This window comes from Prevotella sp. CAG:592, assembly GCF_000436015.1.
Taxonomy (GTDB): domain Bacteria; phylum Bacteroidota; class Bacteroidia; order Bacteroidales; family Bacteroidaceae; genus Prevotella; species Prevotella pectinovora.
Map to the genome: position 1 here is coordinate 1 of NZ_FR892543.1, position 22,149 is coordinate 22,149.

The 22,149-nt window shown below is 51.8% G+C and carries 18 protein-coding genes; 8 read left to right on the forward strand and 10 right to left on the reverse strand.

Annotation, left to right across the window (positions count from 1 at the left end):
- Positions 1-235 precede the first annotated feature (235 nt).
- From QVO99_RS03615 to QVO99_RS03625, 3 genes are all read left to right on the forward strand, one after another.
- Positions 236-679 carry a prolipoprotein diacylglyceryl transferase family protein gene (locus QVO99_RS03615; RefSeq protein WP_022316238.1) on the forward strand — a complete coding sequence of 148 codons (444 nt, stop codon included), beginning with the start codon at positions 236-238 and terminating at the stop codon, positions 677-679.
- Between the two features lie 19 nt (positions 680-698).
- Complete coding sequence (locus QVO99_RS03620) at positions 699-2,384, forward strand: helix-turn-helix domain-containing protein (protein WP_022316239.1); 1,686 nt, start codon at positions 699-701, stop codon at positions 2,382-2,384.
- 117 nt (positions 2,385-2,501) lie between these two features.
- Complete coding sequence (locus QVO99_RS03625) at positions 2,502-4,664, forward strand: choice-of-anchor J domain-containing protein (protein WP_022316240.1); 2,163 nt, start codon at positions 2,502-2,504, stop codon at positions 4,662-4,664.
- Positions 4,665-4,763: 99 nt separating this feature from the next.
- Here QVO99_RS03625 and QVO99_RS03630 read toward each other — a convergent pair whose 3' ends face one another.
- The 3 genes from QVO99_RS03630 to QVO99_RS03640 all read right to left on the reverse strand — a co-directional run bounded on the left by QVO99_RS03630 (position 4,764) and on the right by QVO99_RS03640 (position 5,594).
- On the reverse strand, positions 4,764-4,997 hold the full coding sequence (locus QVO99_RS03630) for a hypothetical protein (RefSeq protein ID WP_022316241.1): 234 nt from the start codon (positions 4,995-4,997) through the stop codon (positions 4,764-4,766).
- 194 nt (positions 4,998-5,191) lie between these two features.
- Positions 5,192-5,431 (reverse strand): hypothetical protein, encoded by a 240-nt coding sequence (locus QVO99_RS03635; protein ID WP_288176935.1) that lies wholly within the window; start codon positions 5,429-5,431, stop codon positions 5,192-5,194.
- Positions 5,418-5,594: a DUF3791 domain-containing protein gene (locus QVO99_RS03640; protein ID WP_374119402.1), complete on the reverse strand. Its 177-nt coding sequence runs from the start codon at positions 5,592-5,594 to the stop codon at positions 5,418-5,420. The genes QVO99_RS03635 and QVO99_RS03640 overlap by 14 nt, the downstream gene beginning before the upstream one ends.
- A 347-nt stretch (positions 5,595-5,941) precedes the next feature.
- On the opposite strand from QVO99_RS03640, the gene QVO99_RS03645 reads away from it, so the two are divergent.
- The 4 genes from QVO99_RS03645 (at position 5,942) to nhaD (ending at position 12,029) form a co-directional block, all read left to right on the forward strand.
- The gene (locus QVO99_RS03645) at positions 5,942-6,901 is read left to right on the forward strand and encodes a PCMD domain-containing protein (RefSeq protein ID WP_022316244.1); all 960 of its coding nucleotides are present in this window, start codon (positions 5,942-5,944) and stop codon (positions 6,899-6,901) included.
- 27 nt (positions 6,902-6,928) lie between these two features.
- A complete protein-coding gene (locus QVO99_RS03650) occupies positions 6,929-8,629 on the forward strand; it encodes a phosphoethanolamine transferase (protein WP_022316245.1) in 1,701 nt (566 codons plus the stop codon).
- Positions 8,630-8,872: 243 nt separating this feature from the next.
- The gene (locus QVO99_RS03655) at positions 8,873-10,378 is read left to right on the forward strand and encodes a glutamine synthetase family protein (protein ID WP_022316246.1); all 1,506 of its coding nucleotides are present in this window, start codon (positions 8,873-8,875) and stop codon (positions 10,376-10,378) included.
- A 298-nt stretch (positions 10,379-10,676) separates the two neighbouring features.
- The gene (gene nhaD, locus QVO99_RS03660) at positions 10,677-12,029 is read left to right on the forward strand and encodes a sodium:proton antiporter NhaD (RefSeq protein ID WP_288176936.1); all 1,353 of its coding nucleotides are present in this window, start codon (positions 10,677-10,679) and stop codon (positions 12,027-12,029) included.
- 314 nt (positions 12,030-12,343) lie between these two features.
- On the opposite strand, the gene cls is transcribed toward nhaD, so the two are convergent.
- The 5 genes from cls to QVO99_RS03685 form a co-directional block, all read right to left on the reverse strand.
- Positions 12,344-13,768 carry a cardiolipin synthase gene (gene cls / locus QVO99_RS03665; protein ID WP_042519201.1) on the reverse strand — a complete coding sequence of 475 codons (1,425 nt, stop codon included), beginning with the start codon at positions 13,766-13,768 and terminating at the stop codon, positions 12,344-12,346.
- A gap of 85 nt (positions 13,769-13,853) precedes the next feature.
- Positions 13,854-15,800 (reverse strand): DNA primase, encoded by a 1,947-nt coding sequence (gene dnaG / locus QVO99_RS03670; RefSeq protein ID WP_022316250.1) that lies wholly within the window; start codon positions 15,798-15,800, stop codon positions 13,854-13,856.
- The gene (locus tag QVO99_RS03675) at positions 15,793-16,347 is read right to left on the reverse strand and encodes an RsmD family RNA methyltransferase (protein ID WP_022316251.1); all 555 of its coding nucleotides are present in this window, start codon (positions 16,345-16,347) and stop codon (positions 15,793-15,795) included. Before QVO99_RS03675 ends, dnaG begins: the two co-directional genes overlap by 8 nt.
- Before the next feature lie 49 nt (positions 16,348-16,396).
- Positions 16,397-17,212 (reverse strand): DUF3822 family protein, encoded by an 816-nt coding sequence (locus QVO99_RS03680; protein WP_044066115.1) that lies wholly within the window; start codon positions 17,210-17,212, stop codon positions 16,397-16,399.
- Positions 17,187-17,663 (reverse strand): hypothetical protein, encoded by a 477-nt coding sequence (locus QVO99_RS03685; RefSeq protein ID WP_022316253.1) that lies wholly within the window; start codon positions 17,661-17,663, stop codon positions 17,187-17,189. The genes QVO99_RS03680 and QVO99_RS03685 overlap by 26 nt, the downstream gene beginning before the upstream one ends.
- Before the next feature lie 119 nt (positions 17,664-17,782).
- On the opposite strand from QVO99_RS03685, the gene QVO99_RS03690 reads away from it, so the two are divergent.
- Positions 17,783-19,291, forward strand: a complete 1,509-nt coding sequence (locus QVO99_RS03690; RefSeq protein ID WP_022316254.1) for an ATP-dependent DNA helicase — start codon at positions 17,783-17,785, stop codon at positions 19,289-19,291.
- Between the two features lie 113 nt (positions 19,292-19,404).
- On the opposite strand, the gene QVO99_RS03695 is transcribed toward QVO99_RS03690, so the two are convergent.
- Together QVO99_RS03695 and QVO99_RS03700 are read right to left on the reverse strand one after the other, a co-directional pair.
- Complete coding sequence (locus QVO99_RS03695) at positions 19,405-21,117, reverse strand: acyl-CoA dehydrogenase family protein (RefSeq protein WP_022316255.1); 1,713 nt, start codon at positions 21,115-21,117, stop codon at positions 19,405-19,407.
- Between the two features lie 8 nt (positions 21,118-21,125).
- Positions 21,126-22,148 carry an electron transfer flavoprotein subunit alpha/FixB family protein gene (locus QVO99_RS03700; RefSeq protein ID WP_022316256.1) on the reverse strand — a complete coding sequence of 341 codons (1,023 nt, stop codon included), beginning with the start codon at positions 22,146-22,148 and terminating at the stop codon, positions 21,126-21,128.
- Between the last annotated feature and the right edge of the window lies 1 nt (position 22,149).

A 22,149-nucleotide genomic window follows, 5' to 3' on the forward strand; every position in this document is an offset into this window, starting at 1 on the left:
TATTAAATATTTTTGTAACTAATTGATTTTCACCTATAAAGGTACAAAATATTTATGAGACTACCAACTTTTTATGAACAAAATCTTATCCCGAACTGGGGTAAGGTATCTTCAACAGACAACGAAGGTATCTTCATTTTTTGGCTCAAAATTCCCCCTTTTTCGAGCCAAAAGGGGCGTTATGTCAAAATAAATCCGTAACTTCGCAGGGAGAATCAAATAAACGTTTATAAAGATGTCATTAAAATGTGGTATCGTGGGATTGCCCAACGTGGGCAAATCCACGCTTTTCAATTGTCTGTCAAGTGCCAAGGCACAGGCAGCCAACTTTCCTTTCTGTACGATAGAACCCAATGTGGGCGTCATCACTGTGCCCGACGAGCGTCTCACCCGTCTGGCAGAGATAGTCCATCCCGGAAGAATAGTTCCCGCCACCTGCGAGATAGTGGATATTGTCATTGGCCTGCTGCTCTACCGCCGCTGGCCCCAACGGGTGGGCACGGGCTATTATTTCGGCCTCTGCCTCACCGGCATATTCACCGCCCGTTTCTTCATCGAATACACCAAAGAGGTGCAGGAAGCCTTCGAGGCCTCACTGCCCTTGGACATGGGCCAACTGCTCAGTCTGCCTTTCATCGCCATCGGCGCATGGTGCATGATGAAAGCAGGTCGTCACTAAGCCACCAATCCCCCACCCTATGCCGCATACCGCCGATACAAGCCCCTGGCGCCCATTCGCCTCACTTCTGCTGGCCATGCTCCTCAGCTCGGCCTGCATCGGCATGTATGCCCACGACAACCGCCAGCATCCCATCGAGGCACAATACCGCCAGCTGTCAACCCTCAATGCCCAGTCCCTGTTGCGCTACGGCGAAACCCAGACAGGCATCCAGGCCGACGACCGTGCTCTCGTGGCCTTCAACATCCTGATGAGCCGCTACTCTGCACAGATGGAGCGGCAAGACAAATACGCCTGTGCCAAGGCCGCCTGCCACATCGGCAACATCTACTACATGCGCTGCTCCTATTCCAAGGCCATGGAATATTTCCTAACCAGTCTCAAACTGTGCGAAGACAACGGCTTCAGCGACATGATTCCCCGCATCTACAACATGATAGGCAATGTCTATAGCATGTTCAACGACTTTGAGCGCAGCTCCATGTTCTATCGCAAGGCACTCGCCGTGGCACGCCACAGCGGCGACAAGAGCTTCGTCAACCGTCTGCTCAACAATCTGATATGCGCCTACCCCACCAAAGAGCCCCTCAGCCGCATCAAGGCCTACTACCGAGAGATGGCCGCCAACCGCGAGCAGCGTCCACGCTACCACTACAACCTGCTCATGGACAAGGGCATGATACTCTCCTACGAGAACCGCCACCGCGAGGCCATCCGCTGGTTCCGCCAGTCGGCCCACTATGCCCAAGAACATCAGTTGGGCGTTGAGTGCGAAGGCTCTTCATACACAAGCATGGCCGAATCGTTTCTCCGCCTCAACCAAGTAGATTCAGCCCTGTGCTATCTGCACACCAACGAACGTCTGGCACGCGAAAACAACCAAGCCAACCTGCTGGCTGAAACACTGAAGAAGCTCTATATGCTCTATGAGAAGCGCAATTTAGAAAGAGCCCTTCAATACAAGTCAGAATACCTCGACCTCAACGACTCCATCTATAACATCACAGCGTTCAACCACCTCAAGAACGCCCAGTTTCTCTACGAGACCAACCGCAGCACCGACACCATCAACAACCTCACGTTGGAGAAAGAGCGCAAGGAGATGCAGCTCACCATGCAGCGCCGCTGGCTTGTCACCCTCATCGCCTGTTCGCTGCTGTTCATGGTGCTGCTTGCCGTGGTCATTGTGCAGAAACGCCGCCTCAAGGCATCCTACAACAGCCTCTATGAGCGCAGCAAGGCCATGCTCACCGAAGAGAATGCCTATCGGCAGCGCATACACGACCTCAAAGAGCAGTCGCCGCGCCCCACCTCCACCACCGTGCCCGAAGAGCAGCGCAAGGCCATTCTTGCCTGCATCATGCACACCATGGAGCAAACAGAAGATTTCTGCGACAGCAACTTCACCATCGAGCGTCTTGCCGAGAAGGCAGGCACCAACACCCGCTACGCCTCACAAGTCATCAACCAAGTGTTTGGCAAGAACTTCCGCACCCTGCTCAACGAATACCGCATCAAAGAAGCCATGCGCCGCCTGATGGACGACGACACCTACGGCAAACTCACCATCAAGGCCATCTCAGAGAGCGTGGGCTACAAGTCGCAGGCCAATTTCATCACCGTCTTCACCCGCATCACGGGCATCAAGCCCAGCATGTACCAGAAGCTGTCGAGAGAGGAAAAAGAGAAAAAAATCAACGCATAACGCTCTTTTGGTTACTGTTTCGTGAAATAGTAACCGCAAACACATGCAAAATGTTCCATTGATGCCCATCATTCATTATCTTTGCAGCATCTTATTATTTTTTAAATCTCATAGCTCATGAAACTAACATTACACCATCACCGGTCGTGGGCATCCACACTGTTTGCCCTCTGTCTGCTGCCCATGGGCGCACAGGCACAGACCAACCTCCAGGCAGAAGTCAACGGAAGCAAGGTTGACCTGTCATGGGAATTGCCAACAGGCATGAACGATGTAGAGAACAACGGTTTTGAAGACGACACCTTCCCTGGTGAGGGGTGGACGGTGCAGACCGCCAACGGCAGCGACTACCGCTGCACATGGTTCCACTACCCCACCGATGATTTCTCACAGTTCGACAACTACACCGACTACATCCACACGGGCAGCCACAGCGCCATGGTATTCATGGACCTTGGCACTCACCCCGACGGTTCGTCGGCCAACCAAGACGAGTGGCTCATATCACCGCCATACGACAACGCCACCAACCTCGAGTTCTACAGCTACATCGACCCCATGGTGCTCGAATACGACACCTACGAGGGCTACGACGACCACTATTATGTCAAGGTGAGCCACGATGGCGGCAACACTTGGCAAGTGATATGGGATGCCCGCACCCAGTGCTCACCCGACGGCGGCTGGCAGTTGGTTTCACTGCCCTTGGGAGCTGCCACCCCCGACACCCGCATCGCCTTCCACGCCGTGAGCGGCAAGGCATCAGCCACCGACCATCTCTATTTCCTGTGGGCCATCGACGATGTGCGCATCAGCGGCCCAGCACCCGCTGCCCCCATCAGCAAGGCAGCATCCACCACCTCATTCGGCGGCTACAACATCTATCTCGACGGCCAACTCATAGCCGGCAGCATCAACGCACGCCAATACACCGATGTCAGCGAGAAAGCAGAGGGCGAGCACACCTACCGTGTGGCCTTCTACGATGCCCTCACCGATGAGGAGAGCGAAGGGGTGCAGACCACGGTCAACATCCTTGCCCCCACCTTCGATGCACCACTCAACGTGCAGGTCAGTTCACGCTACGACAGCGAGCAGGGCTACACAGCTGTGATTACATGGGACGAACCCCAGGGCAACCAAAAACCTGAAGGCTACATTGTCTATTGCAACGGCATGTGGGCAGGCTATGGCATCACGGAAACCAGTTTTGAGAACACCGGGCTCACCAAGGGAGTTTACGAATACAAGGTGTCGGCCATGTACGACAATCCCTCGGGCGAATCAGAAGCCGTGGGCGATGTGATAGCCATCGGCACGCGCATGCCCGTCACCCAGCTTTCGGCCGAGCTTGGCGACAACGGCCAGGTCGAGCTGTCATGGCAAGCCCCCGCCGACCGCGACCACAGCGTCAAGGGCTACAACGTTTACCGCAGCACCACCGCCATAGCCACAGGCATCACCACCTGCACCTACACCGACACGGCTGTTCCTCAGGGCCAGTTCGACTACACCGTCACCGCTGTTTATGACGATGATGTAGAGTCGATGCCATCGGCAGTGAGCATCAGCAATGGCACCATGCCCGTCCATCCGCTGCCCTTCAGCGAGACATTCGACACCCCGTTCAAGCCAGCCGACTGGACAGTAGAAAACCTGTATCAATACACCGAAGACTTTTATGTATGGAGATTTGACGATTGGTTTGAGATGAACATCAACGGCAATGGATTCGACGGCTATTACGCCTCCATCGACGGCATCAGCGCCGGCTATGCAGGCATCATGGCCCACCTTGTCACACCGCCGCTGAGCACAGCCCACGAAGCCGGCCAGACGCTCACCCTGAGCTACGACCTCGACTATCTGTCGATGTGGGACGACTGCGAGGCCTTCATCGAATATTCCACCGACCGCGGTGCATCGTGGCAAGACGTGGAGATGCTCACCCCCTACCATGACACCGACCTGGAAGAAGGCGCAACCTGCAGCCCCGTGCACATCACACACGATGTGACCAACCTCTCCGACACGGGCGAAATCATGTTCCGCTGGTATTACAGCGGCAATATGGACGGCCACATAGCCATCGACAACGTGCGGCTCGAAGCTACCGGCACCACCGGCATCAGCCAAGCCACCACTGACCACCAGCCGCTCACCGTCTATACCACACAGGGTGTGAAGGTAGCCGAAACCAACGGCGCAACCCCTGCATTGCCAGCAGGAGTGTACATCTTCCGTCAAAACGGCCACACCATCAAGAAAACAGTGAAATAAAACCAACGCCAAACATCCAATAAGGGCTGTGCCGTCAAAATTCAGCGGCACAGCCCTTTATTCAAAGAACCCTTCAGCGTCATGTTCAAATCCAATAAATCATACTTTCTTCTTAGCCAATCGGCTGCGCATGGTGCGCACTGCTCCTGGGGTGGTGTTCAGCAAAAAGGCCTTGTCTTCATCGCTCAAATCCCAAGATTCGGTGATGAGAAACATCATGTTATAGTTGGTCAACTTTTTGTACCCCGTTCTTATTTCCTCCATTACCTTTGGATTGAGAACGCTATAATATTCTATCACGGCCTTTTGTTCTTTCGTATTCCATTTGGCCATTGTTCCACCTTGCCGCAACTTATCCAGACATTGTCTGCCATATATTAAATCTGATATTTTCTTCTCGTTTTCTGATTCTAGTTTTTGCTATAATGTTTCTATGGCCTGTTGGCGGTTGTTCTCAGCTGTTTCCAATTGTTTTTTCAGGGTCGCATTGATTTTGTTGACCATATCCATTCTCCCAAGAGATTCTTTTAAAGATGCTCTTTTCCTGATGCTGTATATGGCAAAAAACAGAACCTCAGTTCGTCAAGTGCATTCTTCATATCCCATCCATACCTGCACATAAGCATCTCAACCAATTCGGCAGAGAGACATTCTATCTGAAATTGAATATCTTCACTCATAATTAAATTTTCTTTAAGTAACTTATTGCTTTTTCTGTACCAAAGAAATATTGAATTGCAGGTTTCAACATCCCTACCGTCCTCCATTCTTTTGGCATAACAACATAATATCCTCCACAGCATCCTCTATAGAAAGTGTATGCTCTGCAGCATAACAACCAATAAGAAAATCTATACCTCTAAACCTACGCAGGTAAGCGTACGACTGTGCCAATGTCAAACTAAAACGATTTGGCAAAAGCACCGACACAGCAGTTCACATATTCTATCATATTGTGTGTCAAATCCATAACTTTCAAACGTTTTAGTTATTATCCAAATAAGTTTCTCACCGCAAATCTACAACAATAGATTCAAACAGCAAAATCTTTTCAGAAAATAATAACCCAAGTTCCAGATTTAGATCTCAAGCAGTCATAGCGTCGACTCTGAATGCCACAAGTATTTTATTCCCCAAAACACAGAATTCCCACCGGGAAAGAGGATAAACCGAGCAAATAAGACATTTTGAACATTTTTACACCATACAAAAAGACCATCATAAGAAAGAATGGAGTAACTTTGCAACATATTTGTATCATATAAAAAATCAACGACATGATAAAAGGTATTAGAATAGCATTGTGCGGACTGCTTCTGACCGCCACATCGTCTGACGCTCTGGCACAGAAGTTTGAACTGTTGGAATATGGAAAGATGGACAACTGGGTGGTGAGAAACATCAAGGAGTCTGCCGTCATCGGCGGAAAGAAAAAGACGATATATGCCATCGGCCCAAACATGACCATCAACAACAATAACCCATACAAGAACCTCGGCGGTTCGCCTTGGGGAACATCCAACGTGATGGCAAAGGTGATGGGCATCACAAAGACAAACAACTCGGTATACCGCGACGTGCATCCCGGCCACGGCTACTGCGCCAAGATGATGACTCACATAGAGACCTGCAAGGCTCTCGGAATGATAAACATAAAGGTGCTGGCTGCCGGTTCGATATATCTCGGCGACATGAAGGAACCTATCACCGGAACAAAAGACGGTCCGAAGAACATGAACTGGGGTATCCGCTTCAACAAACGCCCCAAAGCTCTTAGATACGACTACAAGGTTTCTGTGCCGGGAACGAGAAACAGAATAAAGGAAACCGGATTCAGCAGCCCATCCACAGTGCCCGGACAGGACTACTGCATCACGGTGCTTTATCTGCAGAAGAGACACGAAGACAAGAAAGGCAACATCACGGCAAAGCGCGTGGGCACGCTGGTGGTGAAATACGGCAAGTCTACGGGATGGGTGAACGGAGCGACATACAATATCATGTATGGAGATATCAGACACAACCCTCACTACAACGCCGCCACCATGGGACTGCGCTCCTGCGACTACGCTCGCAACAGCAAGGGAAAGAGCGTGATAGTGAGAGAAACGGGATGGGCCGACGCCGACGAGACACCGACACACCTCGTATTGCAGTTCTCGTCAAGCCACGGCGGCGCATACATCGGAACACCGGGCAACACCTTCTGGGTGGACAATGTGGGACTGGTATACTAAACCATACGCACTATCAACAACTACAGAATGAAGACAATAACAAACATATACAAGTGGTGTGCACATCCGCACCACTTGTTTTTTATCACCATAGCAGCTCTCCTGCTGCCAAACATCGCCCTCTGCGTGACGGAGCAGCTCGGTGTGGCGGCTTCTCTCGCCAACGTATTGCTGCCTGCCGGCATATACTGGATGGCGATGACGCTCAGCCGCAAACCGGGGAAACCCATCTGGGGCCTGTTCCTGTTCATATTCTTTGCGGCATTCCAGATAGTATTGCTATACCTTTTCGGCAAGGGGATAATCGCCGTGGACATGTTTCTGAATCTCGTGACCACCAATCCGGGCGAAGCGATGGAACTGCTCGACAACCTCGTGCCTGGCGTGGCTTTCGTATTCATAGTATATCTGCCAATCCTCATCCTTGGCGTGGTGTCGATAAGAGGAAAGAAGACTACCACGAAGGCATTCGTCCACAACCAGAGGATAATCGGCGGCGCACTGACTGCCGCCGGACTGCTGTCGCTCTCTGCCGCATATATCACCGACAATGACTACAGGGCGGAACTGGACCTCTACCCTGCCAACGTCATATACAATATCTATCTCGCCGGCGAACGCACATACCAGACCAACCACTATGCCGAAACGTCAAAGGGATTCTCCTTCAAGGCAAAAAAGGAAACGGCATACGACGGCAGGGAGATATACGTGATGGTGGTTGGCGAAACGGCACGTGCCTGCGAATTCTCCATCTACGGATACAACAGGCCTACCACTCCGCTGATGCAGCGGGAACGGGGGCTGGTGGCGTTCAGCAACGTGATGTCGCAGTCGAACACCACCCACAAAAGCGTGCCTATGCTCCTCTCGGCGGCTTCTGCCACCGACTACGACCGCATCTATCACGAGAAGGGAATAATAGAGGCATTCAAAGAGGCCGGCTTCCACACCACCTTCATCTCAAACCAACTCCCGAACCACTCGTTCATCGACTTCTTCGGAGAGGAGGCCGACGACTGGACTTTCATAAAGGAACACAGCAAGGAAGGAGCCAACACTCCCGACGAGGAGATGCTGACTATATTAAATAAGGTATTGGCAAAGAACAGGAAACGGGAACTGATAGTGCTGCACTGCTACGGTTCGCACTTCAACTACCGCGAACGCTATCCTCGGAGCGAAGCCTTCTTCCGTCCCGACGACGCTTCTGAAGCCAAGGCGTCGAACAGGCAGCAACTCGTAAACGCATACGACAACAGCATCCGTCAGACCGACAGACTGCTACACGACATTATCGCGGCACTGCGCAAGACAGGGGCTGTAGCTGCCATGCTATACACCTCCGACCACGGCGAGAACATCTTCGACGACGACCGCAAACTGTTTCTTCACGCCTCGCCCACTCCATCATACTACGAGCTGCACGTGCCGCTCATAGCATGGGTGTCGGAGAGCTACGACAGGTTATACCCGGGCATTCACGCCACACTCGTCGCCAACCGCCACAAGCCGGTGGCAAGCAGTGCGTCGTTCTTCCACTCCATGCTCGGACTGGCAGGAATCAGCACACCATACCGTGCCGACTCACTGAATATAAGTTCCGGCAAACTGCATTCGGCCCCCCGCCGCTATCTCAACGACCACAACAAGGCAATGCCGCTCGACAAGACAGGACTGAGCGAGAAGGATCTGGAAATGATCGGGAATGTCGGGAAAAAGCATTAGCCACACACTCCCCTAAGGGCAAGAAATAAAGGCTCCGTCAATAAAAAAACGAACAAGCCCTAATATCCTATTTTAGATAAAAAAAGCCAAAGCCGGAGCCACAAAGAGGGTATAAATGGATAAAAAGCCTAAAGATTTGTCATTTTGTCAAATATTTAGGTTTTTTATTTTGTACGAACAAAGTAAATGCGTATATTTGCCGCCCGAAAAGGCTATTTCTAATATCATTTTAATACTTTTACTATGAACAGCGAAGAACTAATACTCAATGCCAACGAAGTAGTGGAATTTCTACAGAAACCGGCAAGTGAATTCACAAAAGCAGACATCATCAGCTTCATCCGCAACAACGAAATCCGGATGGTCAACTTCATGTATCCAGGAGGCGACGGCAAGCTTAAGACTCTGAATTTCGTAATCAACAGTCTGAGCTACCTCGACACTATCCTCACTTGTGGTGAGCGCGTTGACGGCTCAAGCTTGTTCCCATTCATCAGCGCAAGCAGCAGCGACCTCTATGTAGTGCCTCGCTACCGCACAGCTTTCGTTGACCCATTCGCAGAAGTTCCTACTCTCTGCATGCTCGCTTCCTTCTTCGACAAGGACGGACAGCCACTCGAGAGCGCACCTGAACACACTCTGGCAAAGGCTGCAAAGGCTTTCCGCGAGGTTACAGGCATGGAGTTCCAGTCTATGGGCGAGTTGGAATACTACGTTATCACTCCAGACGACGGCACATTCCCTGCTGTTGACCAGAAGGGCTACCACGAGTCTGCTCCATACGCTAAGACAACAGATTTCCGCACAAAATGTATGTACTACATTTCAAGAACCGGCGGACAGATCAAATATGGTCACTCTGAGGTAGGTAACTTCAGAATGGACGGCAACGTTTATGAGCAGGGCGAGATCGAGTTCCTGCCTATCGACTGTCAGGAGAGCGCTGACCAGCTCATGATCGCAAAGTGGGTGATCAGAAACGTAGCAGACCGTATGGGTCTCAACGTGACATTCGCTCCTAAGATCACAACCGGAAAGGCTGGTTCTGGTCTCCATATCCACATGAGAATCATGAAGGACGGCAAGAACATGATGATCCACGACGGCAAGCTCAGCGACGAGGCTCGCACAATGATCGCCGGTATGATGGACCTCGCTCCTGCCATCACCGCATTCGGAAACAAGAACCCTACTTCTTACTTCCGTCTCGTTCCTCATCAGGAGGCTCCTACAAACGTATGCTGGGGCGACTGCAACAGATCAGTGCTCGTACGTGTACCACTGGGATGGACTTCAAAATGCGACATGTGCCACGGTGCTAACCCACTCGACACAGCTGCCGGCTACGACACATCACTGAAGCAGACTGTAGAGATGCGCTCACCAGACGGTTCTGCTGACATCTATCAGCTCATCGCTGGTCTCTGCGTGGCTTGCCGTCACGGATTCGAGATGAAGGACGCTCTCGAAATCGCTGAGAAGACATACGTTAACTACAACATCCACGATGCTGAGAACGCTGAGCGCGTTGCTGCTCTCGCACAGTTGCCAGACAGCTGCGAGGCTTCTGCTGACTGCCTCGAGAAGTTCCGCAAGGTATTCGAGGAGCACGGAGTATTCTCTGCAATGATGATCGACGGTATCCAGAAGCAGCTGAGAGCTTTCGGCGACAAGACTCTGCGTGAGGACATCCAGAACAACGAGGCTGAAATCCTGAAGCTCGTTGAGGGATACTTCCACTGCGGATAATATCCAGAAAAGAAACAATACGAAAGGCTATCTTGGGAAAACGAGTAGCCCTGAGTCTACAACTTATCTCGGACATGCCCTGCAACACAGGGGCATGTCCGAGTTTTTTTTGCATTACACACAACAAAACCGACACCGCTGCAAATCATTACTACCCCACCCAACAACACTACGCATATATCACCATTATGTTTTTTTTAATTAAAAAAATGTTGCGCATACCAATTTAATGCTTAACTTTGCAAAGTCGATATTACAAACGAACAAATCAAACTAATCAAAATTAATAACCAAAAAAATGACAAGCTTATCAATGCTAATCGTTGCGGTATTCGTGATCGGCTATTTCTTCATAGCCATCGAGAGCGTGACGAAGGTAAACAAGGCAGCAATCGCATTGCTCATGTTCGTGGGTTGCTGGACAATCTTCATGTGTGACCCATCGCAGTATCTCTCTGCCGCCATCGGCGACAAAATTCCGTCTGTAGTCAACGAAGCCATTGAACACCACCTTGGCAGCACTGCCACCACACTGTTCTTCCTCATGGGAGCAATGACAATCGTGGAACTTGTAGACCAGAACGGCGGTTTCAATTTCGTCAGGGATACACTGAAGACAAAGAGCAAGAAAGCCCTGCTGTGGCGTATCGCCTTCATGACCTTTATCCTCTCGGCAATACTCGACAACCTCACCACGTCCATCGTGATGATCATGATACTCAGAAAACTCGTCAGCGAACATAAAGACCGCATCATATATGCAGCCCTCGTGGTAATCGCAGCCAACTCCGGCGGTGCCTTCTCTCCTATCGGCGACGTGACCACCATCATGCTCTGGAACAAGGGAGTGATAACAGCCCTAGGAGTGATAAAGGAAATCATTGTGCCATCTATTGTATCAATGGTGATACCGGCTTACATACTGAGTTTCTCACTGAAAGGCGAACTGGCATTGCCTCAAGAGCAGGGCGGCGAACTGACATCAAGCGAATTTACCGCCGTTCAGCGCAAGACAGTGTTCTTCCTCGGTGTGGGCGGACTCATCTTCGTGCCTATCTTCAAGTCTATCACCCATCTGCCTCCGTTCGTAGGCATACTGCTCGTCCTCGGACTGCTCTGGACCGTCACAGAGCTATTCTATAGCCATCTGCCCAAGAGCGCCAAGAAGAGCACCATGCAGAAGCGCGTAAGCAATATGCTCTCACGCATCGACATGTCGACGATTCTCTTCTTCCTCGGAATTCTGATGGCTGTGGCATGTCTTGAAACGATCGGTGTGCTGACACAGCTCGGCAACGGCCTCAACGTGGTGTTCGAAGGCAACCACTATCTCGTGACCGGTATCATCGGAGTGCTCTCGAGCATCGTAGACAACGTGCCTCTCGTAGCTGGCTGCATGGGTATGTATCCTGTAGACCCAAGCATCGGTGGCGACATGTCTGTAGACGGTATCTTCTGGCAGCTGCTTGCCTACTGTGCCGGCGTTGGCGGTTCAATGCTCATCATCGGTTCTGCTGCCGGTGTGGTTGTAATGGGGCTCGAGAAGATAACATTCGGCTGGTATATGAAGAAGGTGTCATGGATTGCCTTCGTAGGCTATCTCGCCGGTATCATAGTATACTGGGTGGATAAAAGCATCATCGGTCTGTAAACCGTTTCTTCTAAAAGCTCAAAACCCAAGCAAGCCATAATGGGCGATCGGAGATAAAGTTCTAATGAACGATTAGGATTACCAACAAAGGGCTGACACCTCTCTTGAATGAAGTGTCAGCCCTTTTCCATGTTTTCCACCAAGGGTTTCAGCAAGCTGCAAACTTATATACATAAAAGGCAAAATGGGCAACGCCAGCGCCCAAGTGGGGCAGCACCAGTACCCGATTTTCCATCCATAGCTATCCTTTTCCGTTTTTTGTGGTTTCACCCTTGGCAAAACAATTACAGTCCATAGAGGCTGACAGCTCCCGCTTACAACAATGGCGAGAGAAGACGCACTACAGATTCCCACAGACGCTGGGCGAACGGACGCTTCCTGCTTATCATACGCTCGGTGACGAAGTTGCACTCCTTGATGTCGTCCATGAAAATCTGTTTGAAACGCAAAGTGGTTTCACGGTCGTAGATGAAGGCGTTCGCCTCGAAATTGTTCTCAAAACTGCGGAAGTCCACGTTGGTAGAACCGCAGGTACACACTATATCATCGCAAACGAGAAGCTTGGAATGAAGAAATCCCGGACGGTAGAGGTATACCTTTACGCCAGCCTGTATGGTCTCGAAGACATACGACCGGCTCGCCCACTCCACGAACTTTGCGTCGCCATGGCGGGGAATCATTATCCTCACGTCTACTCCAGCCAGAGCGGCGATACGCATTGCCGACATCACCGTCTCGGTGGGGAGGAAATATGGAGTCTCTATATACACATAGCGGCGCGCCTCAAGCAGTATGCGCACATAGCCCTGCATTATGTCTGGCCACTTCTCCACCGGACTGCTCGTCACTATCTGTATCACAATGTCGTTCTTCACGTTTCCCAACAGTTCGGGATAATAGCGGCGGTCGGTGATGAGAGTGCCAGAAACGAAATACCAGTCGATGAGAAACGCCCTCTGTATGGCATACACCGCTCCTCCTACAATCTTGAGATGGGTATCACGCCAGCTATGGCCGTCAGTGCCCGTGACATAACGTTTGGCAACGTTCATGCCGCCGATGAATCCCACTCTGCCGTCGATGACGCAGAGCTTGCGGTGGTTGCGGTAGTTCACCTTGCTTGTGAAGGCAGGGAAGCGCACGGGCATGAATGGCATCACCTTGATACCGGCATCACGCATACGCTTGAAGAAGGAGTCGTGAACGTTCCAGCATCCCACATCGTCGTAGATTACTCTCACTTCCACTCCTTCCCGCGCCTTGTCTATGAGCATGTCGGCGAGTAGTTGTCCGAGCGAGTCATGGTCGAAGATATATGTGTCGAGGTGTATGCTGCTCTTTGCCGCTCCTATCTCACGGAACAAGGAGCTGAAGAAGTCGTATCCCGTGGTGTAGATGTCCACGGCATTGTCTTTGAAAGGCATCGCCCAGTTCTGCGAGGCGAAGAGTTTCACCAGCGTCTCGCTACCATCCGGCACCTTGAGGTCAGTCTGCACGGCAAATTCCAGCATCGATCGTTTGGTGAGCAGGTCGAGACTGTGTTGGCTTATGAGTTTCTCCTTTCTCGTGTCCTGCCCGAAGAAGAAATAGAGCACAATGCCCACCACTGGCATGAAGGCAAGCACCATTACCCATGCCATGGTCTTCACGGGCAGTCTGTTGTCCATGAGCACATTGATGATTGTCGCAACGACGACAATGACGTAGACACTTATAAAAATCCAATACAGATACTCCATAAGCATTGATGTATACCGCCGGCATGAGCATCTCTTTCCATATCAGATGCTTCATGCGGCGCATTGAGCACAATGACGTGCCACCTTATATTATTATCTCGCTGCCAAGTTCCTTGGCTATGGCATTGCGGAGCTTCTGGGTCTCCTGATACTCCTTTATGAGCGAGATGAGTTTTTCCTGGTTTCCTGTGTTGAGCGATATCTCCTTCTTGAGATGCGCAAGTTTCTCTGACACCACGTCCATTCTGAAATCGAGCACGAGATGGACTATCTGGTTTCTCAGCACATCATCGCCGGTGCGCAGCTTGGCTCCTTTGCGCAGCTGGAACCTGTCGAACGACATTTCTGTGGCGAGTTTGCTAATCTCCATATCGGGATGCTTCATCAGATAGTCTTCTGCCTTGAAGCCGGGATCGGCGCTATGGTCCACCACTTCCTGCAACACCTTGTTATATAGCGGCACAGAGAATGAGAGGTTGTCGGTGCCGAGGTCGTAGCTGACATACTGCGCCACGTTGAGCGCCATGGTCTGTCCGTCGGCAGTCTCTACATTGTCGTAGATTATCTGCTCTCCGTGTCTCACCACAGCCTGCATGAGCATATACTCCACCTTCTTGGCCTGCTGCATTGGCGGTTCCGGTCCCACCTGAGTCTGCTGCTCCGGCTGGTCTGCTGCGGGAGTGCTTTGCTGCTCTCGCTGCTGCTCCTTCAGTTCCGCCTCCTTGCCGCTGCGGATAAACTTGTTCATCGTGGTGATGAGCGTAGCTTCGTTTATGCCGATGCGGTGGGCGGCGTCCTGCAGATATGTGGCTCTCACTATCTGGTCTTGTATCACCGATATGCTCTTCACTATACTGCTTATCGCCTCTGAGCGCTTCATCGGGTCGGTGACGCCCTTCAAGAGATAGGCTATCTTGAATTCTATCACGTCCTGCTGATGGTCGGCCACATATTTGCGGAAATCTTCCGCCGTATGCTTACGTGCGAAACTGTCGGGGTCGTCGCCTCCCGGCAGCAGCAGCACCTTCACTTTCATCGCTTCAGCGAGGAGCATGTCGATGCCTCGCATGGCGGCATGGATTCCTGCGGCGTCACCGTCGTAGAGCAACACGATATTGTCGGTGAAGCGGTGAAGGAGCCGTATCTGATACACGCTGAGTGCCGTTCCTGAGTTTGCCACCACATTCTCTATACCACACTGGTGCATGGAAATCACGTCAGTGTATCCCTCCACCATATACACGCAGTTCTCTTTGGCTATCGCCTTCTTTGCCTGGAAGATGCCATACAGTTCGCGTTCCTTGTGGTATATCTCCGAGTCTGAGGAGTTGATGTATTTCTGCTGCACTCCCTTTGTGCGGGAATCGAGAAGTCGTCCGCCGAAGGCTCTCACGTTGCCGTTGACTCCAATCCACGGAAACATCACCCTGCCCGAATATTTGTCTACGAGTTCTCCGTTGTCACGCTTGAAGCATAGTCCGGTGGCTATGAGATATTTCTCGTTGAATCCCTTGCGCAGGGCTTCCTGCGCGAGGGCATTACGCGACGGAAGGGCGAAACCGAGATGGAATTTCTCTATTATGTCGTCGCGGAAACCGCGGCTGCGGAAATACTGCATACCTACCGCTCTGCCATCTACATCGTTGAGGAGGATGTTGTTGAAATATTCCATCGCCCATTTGTTGACGATGAACATACTCTCACGGTCGTTCTGCTCCCGCTTCTCCTCTTCGCTCATCTCGCGCTCACGCACTTCGATGTTGTATTTGTTGGCGAGCCATTTCAGTGCCTCCACATACGTCATCTGCTCATGTTCCATGAGGAAGCTGACGGGATTTGCCGACTTTCCGCATGAGAAGCAGTGGCAGATTCCGCGTGCCGGCGAGACATAGAACGACGGTGTCTTCTCGTCGTGGAAGGGGCACAGTCCTTTGTAGTTGGCGCCCACTTTCTTGAGCGTCACAAACTCAGAGACGACATCCACGATGTTTGCCGCATCCTTGATTCTTTCTATCGTAGCGTGGTCAATCATCTGCCTCCTTGTCTGCCTCCCTGAATATAGAGAAGTTCACACTTCCGTATTCTCTATGCTCCACGAAATTCGGATGCTGGCTGAAGTCGTTCTTCTTTCCATGTTCAAACACGAACACGCCTCCCGGCTTGAGCATTCCTGCCTTGAACACGAGCTCTGGCAGTGTTGGCAATTCCGGCAGGGCGTATGGCGGGTCGGCGAAGATGAAGTCGAACTGCTGCTTGCATCCCTTGATGAAGCGGAACACATCGCCACGTATCGTCACGCAGTTGCCGGCTCCGAGCTTTGCCACACATTGTTTGATGAAGGCATGGTGGTCGCGGTCGGCTTCCACGCTGATTACCTGCTGACAACCTCTCGACACGAGTTCGAGCGATATGCTTCCCGTGCCGGAGAAGAGGTCGAGAGCTGTGGTGCCTTCGAAATCTATATATCCGTTGAGAACGTTGAAAATGTTCTCCTTTGCGAAATCTGTCGTGGGACGGGCTTTGAAGGTGCGGGGCACATCAAATCTCCTTCCCTTGTATAATCCTGTTATTATGCGCATTATATTATTGTTATTGATGAGTGGACTTGCCGTCAAGTCCTGCCCATGTTCATTTCAGCAGTGCCGTCACCATATCGAAAGGCACACCTTCCTGCAAGGTCAGCGGATGGCGGTTGAAATCCGACGACGCCTTGATTTTGTATATGTTGGCTACAAAGCGATGGAGTTCTTCTATCAGAGCGTCGCGCTCCTTGAATTCGCCACACAAATAGATGTCGTCCTTCTTCTCGTTCATCGCCAGCTGATTCCATACCGAAAGGATGAAATATGCGGCATCGTTGGCATGCGCCACTTCGAACGTGTTGGAGAAGCGGAACCTGTTTTTGCGGAAGCTGCAAAGCTCCATCTTCCCGTCGTGGAAATAGCAATACAGTTTCTCGTTGTTGCCAGCCATGCTTCGTCGCTGCAGATATTGCCATGTTGACCCACATACCGGATGCACCTTTATGTCGGAGAAATTGTCGGTGAGCACGAGTCTCAGGTCCTTGTTCAGCGAATACAGTGCCACGGCGTTCACCTGCGGCAGTATGGTGGCGAGCACGGCATTATTCTCCTGTCCCATCACGGTGTAGTTATAGAGCAGCTCCTTGCTGTGCTCGTCATATTCGTCGATAGGCACCATCACCACCGGCGAGTCGAGAAGCACCTGCACTTTCCTCCATTTCGCCAGTCGGAGCGTATCGTCGCGCAACGCCTCTCTGAGGTTTGCCGCCATGGAGATTCCACCATTTATGGCGTATGGCACGAACGAGAATCCTGCACCATCGCCATTTCTGTATGCGAAGGCGAGTGATCCATGTCCCACTCTTATCATTAGTCGATGTTCCTGCTGTGATATGTTATTCCCAGTTTCCTGCATTGTCATTAGGTGTTGTGATGTCTCCAAATTTCATTCCCGGATATTCTCCCCTTCCGTTTGCCCCTTCGGTGAGCTCGCGGATGCTGTTCTCGTCGAGTCCTTGCAGATAGGCATCGTATGGCGCGCCGCATTCCATCACTGGCACTGCGGCTCCCGACTTGCCTGTATGCACCGAGGCTGAGAGCTCAAACTCCTGTCCTTCTGAATACGGCACGTAGCGCAGCGAATCGGCAAGCAGTCCGCTCCCGATGAGCTGTCTGAAAGACCCGGCGTATATTCCGAAGCGCTGTCTGTAGCTTTTTTCCGCCTTGCGGATTTCCGTCAGCCGTTGTATGACTTCCGACTCTCGCTGCTTACGCTGGTCGGCGAAGTGCATAGGACGCCTAACGCTCGCCCAACAGAGAGCGAGGAGCACCACCACGATGGCGGCAAGTATATGGTTGAGTTTTATTTTCATTCTTCTTGCCTTGCTATAAAGAAATCTTTAGCGTAACTTTGCACTCGTCGATAGAATATCGTAATATGCAAAATTACGGTAAATAATTTGTAATATCAAGAGTTTAGCTAAAAATAACCATGATTGAGGATGAATTAAGCAGGGCCATCACAGAAACCTTCGGCTTCTGCCCCACTGACGAACAGCAGGAAGCGATACGTACGTTCTGCAGGTTCATGACTTGTCGCGACGACCGTCCGGCGATGGTGATGTGTGGTTCGGCAGGTACCGGAAAGACGTCGCTCTCGGCGGCTATGGTCAAGACTTTGGCTCGCTTGCACCAGAGGGTGGTGCTGCTTGCTCCCACGGGAAGGGCTGCCAAAGTGCTATCCATGAATGCAGGAATGCCGGCATTCACCATCCACCGCAGGATATACCGGCAGAAGACTTTCACCGGCGACATGACGGGATTCAGCCTCAACATAAACAAGCAGCGTGACACGCTGTTTGTCGTTGACGAGGCTTCTATGGTGTCTAACGACGGATTCGCTTCCGGTGGCGGTGCACCGGGATTCGGCAGCGGCTGTCTGCTCGACGACCTCATGGAGTTCGTATTCTCCGGCGACAACTGCCGGCTGATGCTTGTCGGCGACAGGGCGCAGCTGCCTCCTGTCGGCGAAGAGGAGTCGCCGGCTCTCATGGCTGACAGTCTCGCCGCCAACTATTTCCTGACGATGCACAGTGTGGAACTGAACGAGGTGTTGAGACAGGCTCACGACTCCGGCATCTTATACAACGCCAACGTGATACGCCAGATGATAACCCACGACGAGGCTACACAGTTGCCCAAAATAAGGTTCAAGGCTTTTGCCGACATCCAGATGGTGCCTGGCGACGAACTGATAGAACAGCTTGCCGGCAGCTACTCTGAGGTGGGACTCGACGAGACAATGGTGGTGACTCGCAGCAACAAGAGGGCTAACGTATACAACAACGGAATCCGGGGCATGGTGCTCGGCAGGGAGGACGAACTGACACCTGGCGACATGCTGATGATTGTGAGAAACAACTATTTCTGGGTGGAACAGGAGGAGAAAAAGGCTCGTGAGGCTGCCAAATCATCGGAACCAGCTCCCAAGCCGCCTACTGCCGACATGGAGAAGACGCCTTTCTCATTCATCGCCAACGGCGACAGGGCGAAGGTGCGCCGCGTACGCAACATCAGAGAATTGTATGGTTTCCGCTTCGCCGACCTCGCCCTTGAATTCCCCGACTACGACAACTACGAGCTGCAGGCCACCGTCATCATTGACTCGCTGCAGTCTGAATCGCCATCGCTGACCCGCGAACAGAGCGAGCAGCTCTTCAATGGCGTCCTTGCAGACTATGCCGACCTTAGGCTGAAGAGTGAACGCATGGGACACGTGAGGTCTGACAAATACTACAACGCATTGCAGGTGAAATTCGCCTATGCCGTGACCTGCCACAAGGCTCAGGGCGGACAATGGGCACACGTGTATGTGGACCAAGGATACATGACCGACGACATGCTCACGCCCGACTATATCCACTGGCTATACACAGCCTTCACACGAGCAACGGAAAAACTGTATCTCGTGAACTGGCCTAAGACGCAGACAGAAGAGTGAACATGGCAACAGCTTTTGCAAAATGGTGATACCCCCAATACAAAGGGGATATGCAAGACGTGATACAGTCTGCATATCCCCTTAATATGTTGTATATATAAATTTTGATCCGCTTACTCTGCGGCACGGAAGTTCACCAAATCCTCGGCTATGAAGCTCTTGACATAGCAGCTGTGGCCGATTACCTCCTCCTCAGCATAGCGCACATAAACCTGTGCACTCTTGGCGAAGAGTTCCGGTGAGGCAGTAGCGTCACCGATGATGAGCAGCGACATGAGGATATCGGCAGTCATATCGTAGAGGCGACGGGCGAGGAAGTCGAGCACCTCCTGGTTTTCAGCCTGCTTCACGTATTCGAGCGACTGCTCGTAGAGCTCTATCATCTTTGCCACACGCACATGCAGCGGCTTCATATCCTCAGACACCTCTCTCTCGAGCATCTCCTTCATGATGTTGAGATAGGTGCTGTTAGTGATGTAACGCAATGCTGCTACAACCTGCAGCTGTGTCGTTCCCTCGTAGATAGAGAAGATACGTGCGTCGCGGTACAGGCGCTGACACTTGTATTCCATGATGAATCCCGAACCGCCATGCACCTGGATGCAGTCGTATGCATTCTGGTTGGCATACTCAGAGTTCATACCCTTTGCCACTGGAGTGAAGGCATCAGCAAGACGGGCATACTTCTTCTGCTCCTGACGCTCCTCCGGAGTGAGTTTGCGCTCACGGGAGATATCTTCGAGAGCCTTGTAGATGTCAACGTAGCGTGCTGTCTGATACAGGATGCTGCGACCGGCGTCGAGCTTTGCCTTGATACGGGCAATCATATCGTATACGGCAGGGAACTTCACGATAGCCTCGCCAAACTGCTTGCGGTCCTTGGCATAGGCAAGAGCCTCGTCGTAGGCTGCCTGGCTCACGCCGACAGACTGTGCGGCGATACCCAGACGGGCACCGTTCATGAGCGCCATCACATATTTGATGAGTCCCATACGGGTGCTTCCGCAGAGTTCTGCCTTGGCATTCTTGTATACCAGCTCACAGGTAGGTGAACCGTGGATACCGAGCTTGTTCTCGATGTGGCGCACGGTAACGCCACCCTGGTTCTTGTCGTAGATAAACATTGAGAGTCCACGTCCGTCGTGTGTGCCTGCCTCTGAACGGGCCAGCACGAGATGGATGTCAGAGTCGCCGTTGGTGATGAAACGCTTCACACCATTGAGCAGCCAGCATCCCTCCTCCTCGCTGTATGTAGCCTTGAGCATTACGCGCTGCAAGTCAGAACCGGCATCAGGTTCAGTGAGGTCCATACTCATGGTCTCTCCGGCACATACACGTGGGATATACTTCTGGCGCTGCTCCTCAGAACCGAACTCATAGAGAGTCTCGATACAGTCCTGCAAGCTCCAGATGTTCTGGAATCCGGCATCTGCCGTAGCCACGATTTCCGAAGCCATGGAATAAGGAGTGATAGGCATGTTCAGACCGCCGTAGCGGCGAGGCATTGAGATGCCCCAGAGTCCTGCCTGACGTGTAGCCTCGATGTTCTCGTATGTTTTCGAAGCATAGTGCATGCGTCCCTCCACGAGGTGTGGACCTTCGAGGTCAACAGCCTCACTGTTGGGTTCGAGGATATTGGCGGCGATGTCGCCGGTGATGTCGAGCACACGCTTGTAGTTCTCGATGGCATCGTCGAAGTCTACGGGTGCATCCTCATACTTGTCTTTGTCTGCGAAGTTGCGTTCCTTGAGCTCAACGACGCGTTTCATTTCCGGGTGATTGAGATAGAAATCAAATTCCGGATGGTCGCTATAATAATTAGCCATGATGTTCTTTACTTTGAGTTCTGCTTATAATACTTTATGAGTTTTGGAACGACCTCCTCCACAGTGCCGTTGATTACATAGTCGGCAATCTTGTTGATAGGAGCCTCAGGGTCGTTGTTCACGGAGATGATGATACCAGAGTCCTGCATACCTGCGATATGCTGGATCTGACCGGAGATACCACATGCGATATACACCTTTGGATGCACTGTCACACCGGTCTGGCCAATCTGGCGGTCGTGGTCTACCCATCCTGCGTCAACAGCCGCACGGCTGGCGCCCACCTCTCCGTGGAGTTCCTTGGCGAGTTGGAATAGCATGTCGAAACCTTCCTTGCTGCCCACGCCGTAGCCACCGGCAACGACGATCGGCGCACCCTTCAGGTTGTGCTTGGCAGCCTCAACGTGGCGGTCGATGACCTTCACCACATAGTCAGCCTCAGGCACATATTTTGCTACGTCCATATATACCACTTCATGCTTTGCCTCACCCTCGTATACGGCTTTCTGCATCACTCCGCTACGCACGGTAGCCATCTGTGGGCGATGCTCCGGGTTTACGATTGTGGCAACGATGTTTCCGCCGAATGCCGGACGAATCTGATAGAGCAGGTTGTCATAATGCGTGCCGCTCTTCTTGTCGTCGAAATCACCGATTTCAAGCTGTGTACAGTCGGCTGTCAGTCCGCTTGTCAGCGATGACGACACTCTCGGACCGAGGTCACGGCCAATCACTGTTGCTCCCATGAGGCAGATCTGTGGCTTCTCCTCCTTGAAGAGGTTCACCAGGATATCCGTATGTGGTGCTGATGTGTATGGGAAGAGACCCTCTGCATCAAAGGCGAAGAGCTTGTCAACGCCATAAGGCAGTATCTGGTCTTCCACCTTGCCCTTGATGCCGGTACCGGCAACGATGGCATGAAGCTCCACACCAAGCTGGTTGGCGAGCTTGCGGCCTTTGGTAAGCAATTCCTGAGACACCTCGGCAACCGTGGTGTTCTCTATCTCGCAATATACAAATACGTTGTTCATC